Origin of the sequence: Microbispora sp. NPDC088329 (assembly GCF_040685655.1) — a bacterium.
Classification (GTDB): domain Bacteria; phylum Actinomycetota; class Actinomycetes; order Streptosporangiales; family Streptosporangiaceae; genus Microbispora.
On record NZ_JBFBIP010000007.1, the window covers coordinates 42,178 to 55,602 of the forward strand.

Below are 13,425 nucleotides of genomic sequence, written 5' to 3' on the forward strand. Positions count from 1 at the left end.
ATGAGGCGGCAGGGTAAGGCGGGTGGCACCGGGTAGGGAGGACGAGGGGGAGGTGTCGACATGTCCGAGCAGCACCACCCGGTCACCGGCGAGCACAAGTACGAGCAGGAGATTTCCTCCGCGGACGAGCATGAGGAGCGTCCGGGGCGCAGCTTGATCACGACCGACCACGAGGTGATCAGGCGATGGGCCGAGGAACGGGACGCCACACCCGCGACCGTCCCCGGCACCGAGCACGAGGGCCGTCCCGGGGTCCTCCGGTTCGACTTCCCGGGCTACGGCGGCGGCGACCTGAAGAAGATCTCCTGGGACGAGTGGTTCACGACGTTCGAGGAACGCAATCTCAACTTCATCTATCAGGAGCACCGCAAGGACGGCAGCCCGAGCAACTTCTTCCGGTTGGAGAACCCCGAGCGCGAGGACGCCTGAGCTCTTTTCGCCCAGGTCGTCCATCAACGTTCACCGGGGTCGAGGGAGCGGAGCGGAAGGGAGACGAGGACCGGAGCGGAGGCCCAGCGGAGCGGGCTTCGCGAGGACCGAAGGTTCTCTCCGGCGCAGTGACCGACCCGGCCGAGGCTCGTGGACAGCGCACCAGGTTCACTCGCCGGCCCGCGCGGCGGCGCTCGCCGACCGGAGCAGCCCGAGCTCGGCGGCGTAGTCCTCCAGCTTGGCCCGCAGCTGCCGGCGTCCCCGGTGCAGCCGCGACATGACCGTGCCGATGGGGACGTCCATGATCTGCGCGATCTCCTTGTAGGCGAAGCCCTCCACGTCGGCGAGGTAGACCGCCAGGCGGAAGTCCTCGGGCAGTTCCTGCAGTGCCTGCTTCACCCGGGAGTCGGGCAGCCCCTCCAGCGCCTCCACCTCGGCGGACTTGAGCCCGGACGAGGTGTGCGACGCCGCCTCGGCGAGCTGCCAGTCCTCCACGTCCTCGGTCGCGGCCCGCTGCGGCTGCCGCTGCTGCCTGCGATAGGTGTTGATATAGGTGTTGGTCAGGATGCGGTACAGCCAGGCCCGCAGGTTCGTGCCCTCGCGGAACTGGTGGAAGTTGCTGAAGGCCCGCATGTACACGTCCTGCACCAGGTCTTCGGCGTCGGTGGGGTTGCGGGCGAGCCGTAGGGCGCCGGCATAGATCTGGTCGATGTACGGCAGCGCGTCCCGTTCGAACCGCAGCCGCCGTCGTTCGACCGCCGTGTCGTCGACGATCGTCATATCCCCACCTCCTTGAGAGCCTGCCACTAGCAGTTACGGCCGCTTTGTCCGATCCGGCCGCACCGTTCGCCTACCCCTGGTCTCCCTTTCAACACGGCTCGCGGGTCTGTTTTCGGCTCCCACGACCGTCTTGCGGTGTGACCGAATGCCCGCGCCGCCGGGGGGTACGCGGAGATGGAGAGGCGCGGCCCGAGGAGGACGCCATGCCGAAGGACAACACTGGGCCGGAAGACCTGATCCCGGACCGGCTGCCGCCGCTGGCGCAGTCTCCCGACGCGGAGCCCGGGGCGGACCCCGGGGGAGGGTCCGGCGACTGGCACGCCCCCGGCGCCGACTCGCCCGACGACGTCGAGGAGCCGGCCGACGAGTGACCCGGCCCGGACGAGCCGCCAACGAGCCCGGACGAGCCGCGAGAGCCGCGGATGAGCCGCGAGCGGAGCCGGGCGTTCAGGCGGCGTCGCGGCGGCCGGACGGCGGGGCCGTACCACCCGGCGTGGTAGGCCCCCCGGTGGTAGGGCCCGGGGCGGGGCCTCTGGGCGTCGGCGGTGCGAGATCCGCGCCGCGCGGCGTGCGGTACGGCTCGTGCGCCCGCAGGTCCACGGTCTGGATGGTCCGGCTGATGTCGGTCGGGGTGACCAGGCCGACGAGGTGACCGTCGTCGAGCACCACGGCCCGGCCGTCCGTGCTGCCGCTCATCCGCTGGAGCAACTCGGTGAGCTGGTCGTCGGGCCGCGCGGCGGGCACGTCCGGCGGCGGGCAGGCGATGTCGCGCAACCTGGTGATCGCCCGGTCCTCGGGTGGGACGCGCCGGATGCGGCCCAGTGTCACCAGTCCCGCGAACCGGCCGTCGTCGTCCCGCAGCGGATAGGTGGACAGATGATGGCGCAGCACGAGCCGGTCGACCAGACCGGCCACCGTCTCGTCGGGATGGGCGACGACGGGATCGCGCGACATCACCTCGCCCACCGTGATTCCGTGGAGGGCGGCGGCGATCTGCGTCTGTTGCTCCTCGGCGCTGGCCGCGTTCACCAGGAACAGGCCGATCAGGGCCAGCCAGAATCCCTGGAGGCCGAGGCCGGAGACGAGGTTGAGGAAGCCGACGGCGATCAGGACGTAGCCGAAGACCCGGCCGGCCCGGGCGGCGGCCACGGCGGCCCGCATGCGGTCGTGCCAGCGGGCCCACAGGAAGGCCCGCAGCACCCGGCCGCCGTCCAGCGGCGCGGCGGGCACCAGGTTGAACACGGCCAGCAGCACGTTCACCGCGGCCAGGTAGCCGAACATCCCGCTGGCCAGCGGTGGTGCGCCGATGACGGAAACCCCCCACGACACGAGGGCGAAGACGCCGCCGAGCACGACGCTGGTCAGCGGCCCCACTCCCGCGATCTTGAGGTCGGCGCCGGGGGAGCGGGGCTCCCCGCGCAGCTCGGCCACCCCGCCGAGCAGCCAGAGCGTGATGCCCGTCACCTCGATGCCGTGCCGCTTGGCGACGATCGCGTGGGCGAGCTCGTGCGCGAGCAGCGAGGCGAGGAAGAGCGCGGCCGACACCAGGGCGGACAGCACGTAGGCCGCCGTCGGCAGGCCGGGGAAGGCGATGGGGAAGCGCCCGTAGGCCAGTCCGATCACCAGGATCACGACGATCACCAGGACGCTGATGTTGAGCCCGACCGGGACCCCGCCCACGCGGCCGAGACTGATCGACGATCGCATCCTGCCACCCCCTCGGCCCTCCGCTGAGACTGGCCTACCCGAAAAGGCGCAGGTCACGCGGCAGCCGTGGCTCTCCGGTGCGGCAACCCGCAGCTGTTCCGACAGGACCCCGCATGTCGTGATCCACGCGTGCGTGACGACTGCAGGCGGTTCCACGCCGGCCGGCTCCGCGACGACGGACCATATGCCGCGGCGGCCGCGGACGCTCGCCAGGTACGTCCGCGGCCGCCGGGGGTCACCTCACATAGATGTTCGGCCTGGAGGGCGTCGCCATGCCGTCCCCGAGGAAGAATCCCGTGTGAGGCGGCTGGTTGTAGGCGGTGTTCTGCCAGGCGACCGCCATCCGGTAGGTCGGATCGTGCATCAGCGTGTGGATCTGACGGCTCGCCGCCGTGGTCGTGCTGTAGATCCGCAGGGCGGTGTTGCCGCTCGTCGGCCAGACGACCTCCTCACGCCAGTCGCCGAACAGGTCGGCGGACAAAGACGGGGTCGACTTGGTGCCGTTGTTGGAGTGGACGCCGCTCGCCGTCAGCAGGCGGGTGTCGCCGCCCGTGCCGTACTTGTCGATGTGGGTGCCGTCGAGCAGTTCCCGGACCGGGTCGGCGTCCCACCAGGCGAGGAAGTTCGCCGAGCCCGGCTTGCGCCCGACGTTCTGCCCCTTGGTGTTGAAGATCCCGCTCACGGCGGAGGACCACGACTCGGCGCCCGGGCTGCCGGCCCAGACGTCGCCGGAGACGCCGCGCCCGTTGTCACAGCCGCAGGAGGCGTTGCTCCAGATGATCGAGCCGGTGCGGGCGTCGGCCATCCACGCCGCGGGCTTGCTGGTGTCCTCGTCCACCTTGAACACCTCCAGCCCGGCGCGCGACGGGTCGAGGTCGCCCACGTGCAGCGCGTCGCCATGGCCGTTGCGGGTGTTCCACAGCGCGGAGCCGTTGTCGTTGATCGCCATCGCGCCGAAGACGATCTCGTCCTTGCCGTCGGCGTCCACGTCGGCGACGGCGAGGTTGTGGTTGCCCTGGCCGGTGTACTGGCTGCCGGCCGAGTTGGAGTCGAACGTCCATCGCTTGGTGAGCGAGCCGTTGCGGAAGTCCCACGCCGCGATGACCGTACGCGTGTAGTAGCCGCGCGACATGATCAGGCTGGGCCGCTGCCCGTCGAGGTAGGCGGTGGCGGCGAGGAACCGGTCGACCCGGTTGCCGTAGTTGTCGCCCCAGGAGGAGACCGTGCCGCGCGGCGGGTCGTAGTTGACCGTGGACATCGCCTTGCCGGTCTGGCCGTTGAACATGGTCAGGTATTCGGGACCGGACAGGACGTAGCCGGAGGAGTTGCGGTAGTCGGCCGAGGAACTGCCGATGACGACGCCGGTGCCGTCCTTGGTGCCGTCGGCGGTCTTCATCGCCACCTCGGCCCTGCCGTCGCCGTCGTAGTCGTACACCTGGAACTGGGTGTAGTGGGCGCCGGCGCGGATGTTGCGGCCGAGGTCGATCCGCCACATGCGGGTGCCGTTGAGCTTGTACGCGTCGACGAACACGTTGCCGGTGTAGCCGGACTGGGAGTTGTCCTTGGCGTTGGACGGGTCCCACTTCAGCACGAACTCGTACTGTCCGTCGCCGTCCAGGTCGCCCACGCTCGCGTCGTTGGCGCTGTAGGTGTAGGCGACCCCGTCGGGCGTGGTGCCGCCGGACGGCGGCTGGATGGGCACGTCGAGGTGGTCGCCGCCGGTGAGGCGCAGCGACGTCTCCGACGCCGCCTGCTCGGCGCCGTTCACCACGGCCCGCACGGTGTAGGTGGCGTCGGCGGCGGCCCCGGAGTCGAGGTAGTTCGTGGAGGTGGTGATCGGCGAGGAGTTCAGCTTGGTCGAACCCCGGTAGACGTTGAACCCGGTGCCGATGCTCTCGGTGCCGAGCAGCCGCCAGGAGACCAGGTTGCCGCTGCCGGACCGTACGCTGATGAGCCCGCGGTTCAGGTCCTCCATCTGCCGCGCGCCCGCCGGGATGCTCGTCGGGCTCGCGGAGGGGCTCGGCGTGGGGCTGGGAGTGGGGCTCGGCGTGGGGCTTGCCGAGGGCGACCGGGTCGGACTCGCACTGGGACTGCTCGTGACCCCGCCGGTGCAGGTGGTGCCGTTGAGCGAGAAACTCGCGGGCACGGGGTTGGAGGAGTTGTTCCACGAGCCGTTGAAGCCGAACGACGCGGTGCCGCCGGTGGGAATCGACGCGTTGTAGCCGGCGTCCTTGGCGCTGACCTGCGTGCCGCTCTGGCTGACCGTGGCGTTCCACGCCTGCGTGACGGTCTGGCCCGCGGCGTACGACCAGGTGAGCGTCCAGCCGTTGACCGCGTCGCCGAGATTGGTGATCGTGACGGCGGCTCCGAAGCCGTCCTGCCACTGGTTGGTCACCTGGTAGTCCACCCGGCAGCCCGCCGCCGCGGCGGCCGGCAGGGCGGGCAGGACTCCGGCCCCCGCGAGTGCGGCGGCCGTGGCCACGGCGGCGAACAGCGCGGATCTTCGTCGTGTGGTCATCCAAACTCCAAGGGGGTGCCGATGGGGGGCGGCGGCAGAGCCCTGACGGCGCCCGGAACGCGCCGGGCGCGTGATCGGGTTTCCGGTGCGGGACCTCCGGAGGTCGGGCCGGGCCCCGGGCGCGGGGTGCCGGGTGCGCCATCACAACGCGAAACCGGCGGTGCGGTCAATCGCCTCCGGTTCGCTGATGTGAACGCAATCATCGGACGCGTGGGGACGTACGGATCTCCGGCTGGTAGGAGCCATGACAGGCCGGGATCCCGCGTTCCGCCTGCGCGGGGGCACCACCCGCCGATCACTGAAACTTTCACCTCCAGCCCGCCCCGCCGATCTGTGAACGAGCACAGATCTGATCTCTGCTCGATCTCTGCCCGGGGCACGGCCGGGCGGCCCTCGACGCGTGGCGCCGGAGCGGGTCCGCCTGAAGGGCGGGCCGCGGCGCCGCTGCATCCGCCGGCTCCCGCCGGTGCGAATTCCCTGAAGGAGCCGTCGCCGTACGGCGGCGATCGGAAAGGGGGACCCGATGCCACAGCCTGCCACGGTGATCGTCGTCGGAGCGGGACTCGCGGGCCTGGCCTGCGCCTGGCACCTGCACAGGGCGGGTGTGGCGGTCCGGGTGCTGGAGGCGTCGGACGGTGTGGGCGGCCGGGTCCGCACCGATCTGGTGGACGGCTTCCGCGTCGATCGGGGCTTCCAGATCTTCAACACGAGCTATCCGGAGGTCGCCCGGGTCCTCGACATCGGCGCGCTGGACCTGCGGCGGTTCACCAACGGAGCGATGATCTTCCGGGACGGCCGGCGCGAGCGGGTGGCGCTGCCGTGGCGGCATCCACGACACGCGCTCAGTGGCCTGCTCGCTCCCGTGGGCACGCCGTTCGACAAGGCCGTGCTGGTCGCGGTGACCGGTCGCGACCTGCTGCTGCCCGACTCCCTCGTACGGCGGCGCGGCGGCGCCGAGCGCACCACCCTGGCCGAGCTGCGGCACTGGGGCGCGTCCCCGGAGATCGTCGAGAGGCTCTTCCGTCCCCTCCTCGCGGGAGTCGTGCTGGAACGGGAGCTGGAGACCTCCGGCCGGATCTTCCACCTGCTGTGGAGGTCGTTCTCGCGGGGGAGGATCGGCGTGCCGGCTCTCGGCATGGAGCGGATCCCCGCGCAGCTCGCCGACCGCCTGCCGCGGGACGCGATCTCGCTGGAGACGCCGGTGAGCGCGCTGACCTCCGAGGGCGTGGCGCTCGCCGGTGGAGGCGAGGCGGAGGCGCGTGCCGTGGTGGTCGCCGTCGATCCGCCCACGGCCGGACGGCTGGTGCCCGGCCTGCCGGTGCCGGCGATGCGGCCGGTCACGACGTTCTACCACGCCGCTCCGTCCTCGCCCCTGGGTGAGCCCACGCTGATCGTGGACGCGCACGGGGTGATCACCGACACGATCGTGCTCACCGACGCCGCGCCCGAGTACTCCGCCGACGGCCGCGCCCTGATCTCCACGTCGGTCCTCGGCGTGCACACCGCCGGGGACGAGCCCCGGGTGCGGGTCAGGCTGACCGAGATCTACGGCGACACCTCCGCGTGGGAGCACGTCGCCACCTACGCGATCGAGGCGGCCCTGCCCGCGATGCCGCCTCCGATGCCGCTGCGCCGCCCGGTCCGGCTGGAAGAGGTGGGCCTCGGCGTCCGGCGCTACGTGTGCGGCGACCACCGGGACACCGGTTCCCACCAGGGCGCACTCGTCTCCGGACGGCGGGCCGCGCGGGCGGTCCTTGCGGACCTGAACCGGGACCTGAACCGGGGGGCGCCGGCCCGGGGCCGCCGCGCCGCCCCGGCGTCGGCTCGTCAGCGCTGAGGGCCCGGCCTACCTGTCGCCGGGCAGGTCCAGCCAGCGCTGCATGCACAGCATGAGCTCCTCGGCGTCGACCGGCTTGGTCACGTAGTCGCTCGCGCCCGACGACAGCGTCTTCTCCCGGTCGCCGTGCATGGCCTTGGCGGTGACCGCGATGATCGGCAGCTGGGCGAAGCGCGGCATCGACCGGATGGCGGTGGTGGCGGCGTAGCCGTCCATCTCCGGCATCATGACGTCCATCAGCACCAGGTCGACGTCGTCGTTGCGCATCAGCACCTCGAGGCCCTTGCGGCCGTTCTCCGCGTACAGCACCTGCATGCCGTGCAGTTCCAGGATCGTGGTGAGCGCGAAGACGTTGCGCACGTCGTCGTCGACGACCAGCACCTTGCGGCCGACCAGCGCGCTGTCGACCTTCCCGACATCCTGCGCCCCCTCGTCCGAGGCGGCCTGCACGAGCGGCAGGACGTCGCCGGGCTCCTCCGCGGACAGGTGCAGGGTGATCCGCTCACGCAGCTCGTCGAGGCTGGGCAGGCGCTCCAGCGGCTGGTTGCGGGAGCGCACCTGCAGCAGATCCTCCTGCGGGCGTGACAACTTGCGCGAGTGGTGCGCGAGCACCGGCAGCGCACGCAGCACGGGATCGGAGTCGAGCCCTTTCAGGAAGTCGACCGCGGCGTCGTGGGGCATGCCGAGGTCGAGCACGACGCAGTGGACGCTCTCCTGCCGCAGCATCGACAGCGCCGAGTGGGCGTCGTTCGCGGTCGACACCTGGACCGGCCCGTGGGTGTCGCGCAGGTCGGCCGCGACGCTCTGCGCCAGCATGGACAGCAGGCCGCCGGCCCTGGCCTCGACGACCAGGAGACGGCGCCGCGCCCCGCTGTCGTCCCTGCCATCCCTGCCGTACGGGGCCCGCGCCGCGGCGGGCGCCGGCTGCGGGGCGAGCACCGGCGGCTCCGCTTCGGCCCTTCCGGCGTCGTCGAAGTGGGCCTGCGGGAGGTAGAGCGTGAACGTGCTGCCCTCGCCCAGTGTGCTGGTGGCGCGGATCTCGCCGCCGAGCAGGGTCGCGATCTCGCGGCTGATCGACAGGCCGAGACCGGTCCCGCCGTACTTGCGGCTGGTCGTGCCGTCGGCCTGCTGGAAGGCGTCGAAGATCTGCGAGAGGTTCTCGGCGGCGATGCCGATGCCGGTGTCCACCACGTGGAAGGCCAGGATGTCCTGGCCGCCGGCGTCCGGCAGGTCCACGCCGGCCGCCCGTTCGATCCGCAGCTCGACCGAGCCCTCCTCGGTGAACTTGACCGCGTTCGACAGCAGGTTGCGCAGCACCTGCCGCAGTCGCTGCTCGTCGGTGAGCAGCCGGGCCGGCACGTCGGAGGCCACGGTGACCCCGAACCGCAGGCCCTTCTGCGTGGTCAGCGGGCGGAAGTTGGCGTCCACGTAGTCGAGGAGCTGACGCAGGCTGACCGGCTCCGGCGTGATGTCCATCTTGCCGGCCTCGATCTTGGACAGGTCGAGGATGTCGTTGATGAGCTGGAGCAGGTCGGTGCCGGCCGAGTGGATGACGTTGGCGTACTCCACCTGCTTGGGCGTCAGGTTGCGGGTGGGGTTCTGGGCGAGCAGCTGCGCCAGGATGAGCAGTGAGTTGAGCGGGGTGCGCAGCTCGTGGCTCATGTTGGCGAGGAACTCGCTCTTGTACTTCGAGGCCAGCGCGAGCTGCTGGGCCCGGTCCTCCAGCTCCTGGCGGGCCTGCTCGATCTCGCTGTTCTTGGTCTCGATGTCGCGGTTCTGCTGGGCCAGCAGCTCCGCCTTCTCCTCCAGCTCGGCGTTCGAGCGCTGCAACTCCTCCTGCCGCACCTGGAGCTCGGTGGCGAGCCGCTGCGACTCGGCCAGCAGCGCGTCGGTGCGGGCGTTGGCCACGATCGTGTTGACGTTGACGCCGATCGTCTCGACGAGCTGCTCCAGGAAATGCCGGTGGATCGTGGTGAAGCGCCCGAGGCTGGCCAGCTCGATCACGCCGAGCACCTGGTCCTCGACCACGATGGGCAGCACGATGAGGCCGACGGGCCCCGCCTGGCCGAGGCTGGACGACACCGTCAGGTACCCCGGCGGGATGTCCTCCACCAGGATCGTCCGCCTGGCCTGCGCGGCCTGGCCGACCAGCGAGTCGCCGAAGGCGTACCGGCGCGAGGTCTCGCGGTGGCCGTAGCAGCCGACCACCCGCAGCTCCGCGCCCGCCGGGGTCTCCTCGGCCAGCAGGAACGTGCCGTACTGCGCGTCGACCAGCGGGGCCAGCTCGTTCATGACCAGCTCGGCGACCGTGGACAGGTCGCGGTGGCCCTGCATGAGCCCGGAGATGCGGGCGAGGTTGGTCTTGAGCCAGTCCTGCTCCTGGTTAGCCCTGGTCGACTCGCGCAGCGACTCCACCATGGAGTTGACGTTGTCCTTGAGGTCGGCCAGCTCGCCCTCGGCGTCCACGGTGATGGAGCGGGTCAGGTCGCCGGAGGTGACCGCGCTGGTCACCTCGGCGATCGCGCGGACCTGACGGGTGAGGTTGCCGGCCAGCTCGTTGACGTTCTCGGTCAGCCGCTTCCAGGTGCCCGACACGCCCTCGACCTCGGCCTGCCCGCCCAGCCGTCCCTCACTGCCGACCTCGCGGGCGACGCGGGTCACCTCGGCGGCGAACGAGGACAGCTGGTCGACCATCGTGTTGATGGTCGTCTTCAGCGCGAGGATCTCGCCCCGGGCGACCACGTCGATCTTCTTGGTCAGGTCGCCCTGGGCGACGGCCGTCGTGACCTCGGCGATCGAGCGCACCTGGTTGGTCAGGTTGTCGGCCATCGAGTTGACGTTGTCGGTGAGGTCCTTCCAGGTGCCCGCGACGTTGGGCACCCGGGCCTGCCCGCCGAGCTGGCCCTCGGTGCCGACCTCGCGGGCGACGCGGGTGACCTCGTCGGCGAACGCGCTCAGCGTGTCGACCATGGTGTTGATGGTCTGGGCGAGCGCGGCGACCTCGCCCTTGGCCTCGACCGTGATCTTCTGCGACAGGTCGCCCTTGGCGACGGCCGTGGCGACCTGGGCGATGGAGCGGACCTGGCTGGTGAGGTTGGACGCCATCACGTTGACGGAGTCGGTGAGGTCCTTCCAGGTGCCCGACACCCCGCGTACGGTGGCCTGGCCGCCCAGCCGCCCCTCGGTGCCGACCTCGCGGGCGACGCGGGTGACCTCGTCGGCGAAGGACGAGAGCTGGTCGACCATCGTGTTGATGGTCTCCTTCAGCTCCAGGATCTCGCCCCGGGCGTCGACGCGGATCTTCTGCGACAGGTCGCCCTTGGCGACCGCGGTGGTCACCTCGGCGATGCTGCGCACCTGGTCGGTGAGGTTGTCGGCCATGACGTTCACCGACTCGGTCAGCGCCTTCCAGGTGCCGGAGACGCCCTTGACGTCGGCCTGGCCGCCCAGCCGTCCTTCGGTGCCGACTTCGCGGGCGACGCGGGTGACCTCGTCGGCGAAGGCGCTCAGCGTGTCGACCATGGTGTTGATGGTCTGGGCGAGCGCGGCGACCTCGCCCTTGGCCTCGACCGTGATCTTCTGCGACAGGTCGCCGCGGGCCACCGCCGTGGCGACCTGGGAGATGTTGCGGACCTGGCTGGTGAGGTTGCCGGCCATGAAGTTCACCGAGTCGGTGAGGTCGCGCCAGGTGCCGGAGACGCCCTTGACGTCGGCCTGGCCGCCGAGCTGGCCTTCGGTGCCGACTTCGCGGGCGACGCGGGTGACCTCGTCGGCGAAGGACGAGAGCTGGTCGACCATGGTGTTGACGGTGTTCTTGAGTTCGAGGATCTCGCCGCGGGCGTCGACGGTGATCTTCTGGGAGAGGTCGCCCTTGGCGACGGCGGTGGTGACCTCGGCGATGGAGCGGACCTGGCTGGTGAGGTTGCCGGCCATCGAGTTGACGGAGTCGGTGAGGTCGCGCCAGGTTCCGGCGACGCCGGGCACCTGCGCCTGGCCGCCGAGCTGGCCCTCGGTGCCGACTTCGCGGGCGACGCGGGTGACCTCGTCGGCGAAGGACGAGAGCTGGTCGACCATGGTGTTGACGGTGTTCTTGAGTTCGAGGATCTCGCCGCGGGCGTCGACGGTGATCTTCTGGGAGAGGTCGCCCTTGGCGACGGCGGTGGTGACCTCGGCGATCGAGCGGACCTGGCTGGTGAGGTTGCCCGCCATCGCGTTCACCGAGTCGGTGAGGTCCTTCCAGGTGCCCGAGACTCCCGGCACCTCGGCCTGGCCGCCGAGCTGGCCCTCGGTGCCCACCTCCCGTGCCACGCGCGTCACCTCGGAGGTGAACAGGGACAGCTGGTCGACCATCCCGTTGAAGACGGTGGCGATCTCCTTCAGCAGGCCGTCTCCCTCGTCCGGCAGCCGGGTGCCGAAGTCGCCGTCCCGTACGGCGGTGAGGCCGGCCAGGAGCTGCCGCAGATCCAGCTCGGGATCATCGCCCGCGGCACGCGTGGATCTCGCGCGCTTCACCGTGCCTGCTCTTTCGACCATGTCCACCCTCGCGATCGCCCTCTGACAAGGCAGAAAGAAGCATATAAAGCACCGCTGAACGCGTCGCGCCCTGCGAGCGACCGGAGCGGGCACACCGGCCTGAAGATTACCCGTCGAACGATCTCCGCGCTGATCGGAGGACTTGGGGCGGATGGCCGCGCCCCCGGATCTCAGCCGGTGGAGTCGCGGCCTGCGTCGAACACCTTCTCGTAGTGCTCGCGCGCCTGCTCGACCACGGAGTCGTCGAGCCACGCGACCGGCTCGACCCGGTCGATGAGCGGCTCGTGGTCGGGGCCGCGAGCCACGACACGTCCGGTGAGCACCCACGCGTGCCGCTCCTCGTCCTTCTCGGCCAGGTGGGTGTACTTGCAGATCTGTCGCGCCAGCCAGTCACGCAGCGGGAGGGTCCACCACTGCTCGGCGTCGAGCACGGTCACCGACAGGCCGGGTAGTTCCAGACGGCTCTCGTAGTCGACGCTCGGCTTGCCGGCGTCGGCGTCGGGACCCTTGGAATACCGCAGGTACAGGCTTGGCCGGTTTTCGACGAGCTCGGTCAGCTCGTCCAGGCTCTTGATGGTCGGTATCTCGCTCACCCGCGCTCCCGATTGCCTCCATCCGTCCGGGGCGGCAACCGGGTGCGGTGTCCCCTCCGCGTCCCGGCCCGTCCCGAGCGCACGTCGTGTCACTCGTGCCGCGAGCTCATGCGGGGTACGGAGGCCGCTGGTCCGGCGGAACGCCGCCGCCCCCGCCGGAACGCCGGAGCTCGGGCTGCTGAGGCTCGGTCATCGTTCCTCCTTTCCGGACCACCGTGAAGGCCGAAACAGGCTGTCCGCAACCATGCCCCGGCGGTGCTGTCCTCCCCTCCCCACCTGCCGGAAGGGCAAACCCGGGAAGGATGCGAGCCGCCGTGGGCCGGCGCCGTCCGGGGCGGAAGCCGAACCGGGCCGGCTTGGCGCCGATCGTCAGGGGCGCTGGTCGCGCTCGGCGAGGAGTCGGGCGGTCTCGTCGGAGACCTCGCTCGCGAGGACCGCCGCGACCACGTCGATCAGATGGCCGGTGAACAGCCGGTCGTCGCGGCCCGCAGGGCCGCCCGCCCGGCGGGCGAGCTCCACGTACGTCATGCGGATCGCCATGAAGCGTTGGTGCAGGCGCACGGCGGCCTCGGGCAGTAGGGGGGCGACCAGTTCACGCCAGCGGCCGATGCTGCCGCCGCCGTCCTCGGGGAGGCTGGGCGGCACGCGGTGGACCAGTTGCTCCATGACGCGCAGATAGTCACGCCCGCCGTCCGGGTCGGCCAGCTTCGCGGCGGCCGGGCGGACGAGCGCGGCGGCGAGCGAACGCAGGGCGTCGGCCTGGGGCAGCGGGCCGCGTGCCTCGTACTCGTCCAGGAGCTGGTGGCGTCGTGCCTCGATCTCCGGCCGATGCTTGGCGAGCACCGCCTTCAGCAGCCCGGCGCGGTCGCCGAAGTGGTACTGCAGCGCGGTGGAGTTGCGCTGCCCGGCGGCGGCGTTGATCTCGCGCAGCGAGACCGCGTCGATGCCGCGCTCGGCGAACAGGTGCTCGGCCGCGTCCACGAGCCTCCGGACCGTGGTCTCCGACGGCATCGCGCCTCCCTTGTCGC

General features: G+C 71.1%; 9 protein-coding genes. 3 read left to right on the plus strand and 6 right to left on the minus strand.

Going from position 1 to position 13,425, the window contains the following annotated elements; genetic code table 11:
* Nucleotides 1-60: 60 nt before the first annotated feature.
* Complete coding sequence (locus AB0O28_RS15740) at nucleotides 61-429, plus strand: hypothetical protein (RefSeq protein ID WP_363640538.1); 369 nt, start codon at nucleotides 61-63, stop codon at nucleotides 427-429.
* Between the two features lie 168 nt (nucleotides 430-597).
* On the opposite strand, the gene AB0O28_RS15745 is transcribed toward AB0O28_RS15740, so the two are convergent.
* Nucleotides 598-1,209: a sigma-70 family RNA polymerase sigma factor gene (locus tag AB0O28_RS15745; RefSeq protein WP_363640540.1), complete on the minus strand. Its 612-nt coding sequence runs from the start codon at nucleotides 1,207-1,209 to the stop codon at nucleotides 598-600.
* Nucleotides 1,210-1,412: 203 nt separating this feature from the next.
* On the opposite strand from AB0O28_RS15745, the gene AB0O28_RS15750 reads away from it, so the two are divergent.
* Entirely contained in the window at nucleotides 1,413-1,580 is a 168-nt protein-coding gene (locus AB0O28_RS15750) for a hypothetical protein (protein ID WP_363640542.1), read from the plus strand.
* Nucleotides 1,581-1,656: 76 nt separating this feature from the next.
* Here AB0O28_RS15750 and AB0O28_RS15755 read toward each other — a convergent pair whose 3' ends face one another.
* Both AB0O28_RS15755 and AB0O28_RS15760 read right to left on the minus strand, forming a co-directional pair.
* A complete protein-coding gene (locus tag AB0O28_RS15755; RefSeq protein WP_363640544.1) occupies nucleotides 1,657-2,916 on the minus strand; it encodes a site-2 protease family protein in 1,260 nt (419 codons plus the stop codon).
* 235 nt (nucleotides 2,917-3,151) lie between these two features.
* The gene (locus AB0O28_RS15760; RefSeq protein WP_363640546.1) at nucleotides 3,152-5,434 is read right to left on the minus strand and encodes a cellulose binding domain-containing protein; all 2,283 of its coding nucleotides are present in this window, start codon (nucleotides 5,432-5,434) and stop codon (nucleotides 3,152-3,154) included.
* 523 nt (nucleotides 5,435-5,957) lie between these two features.
* Between AB0O28_RS15760 and AB0O28_RS15765 the strand changes: the two genes are divergently transcribed.
* Nucleotides 5,958-7,271: an NAD(P)/FAD-dependent oxidoreductase gene (locus tag AB0O28_RS15765; RefSeq protein WP_363640547.1), complete on the plus strand. Its 1,314-nt coding sequence runs from the start codon at nucleotides 5,958-5,960 to the stop codon at nucleotides 7,269-7,271.
* A 9-nt stretch (nucleotides 7,272-7,280) separates the two neighbouring features.
* Here AB0O28_RS15765 and AB0O28_RS15770 read toward each other — a convergent pair whose 3' ends face one another.
* From AB0O28_RS15770 to AB0O28_RS15780, 3 genes are all read right to left on the minus strand, one after another.
* Nucleotides 7,281-11,783: a HAMP domain-containing protein gene (locus AB0O28_RS15770; protein WP_363640549.1), complete on the minus strand. Its 4,503-nt coding sequence runs from the start codon at nucleotides 11,781-11,783 to the stop codon at nucleotides 7,281-7,283.
* A gap of 191 nt (nucleotides 11,784-11,974) precedes the next feature.
* A complete protein-coding gene (locus AB0O28_RS15775; RefSeq protein ID WP_363640551.1) occupies nucleotides 11,975-12,397 on the minus strand; it encodes a DUF6098 family protein in 423 nt (140 codons plus the stop codon).
* Between the two features lie 369 nt (nucleotides 12,398-12,766).
* Nucleotides 12,767-13,408, minus strand: coding sequence for a helix-turn-helix domain-containing protein (locus AB0O28_RS15780; RefSeq protein WP_363640553.1), 642 nt, complete (start codon nucleotides 13,406-13,408; stop codon nucleotides 12,767-12,769).
* Nucleotides 13,409-13,425 lie beyond the last annotated feature (17 nt).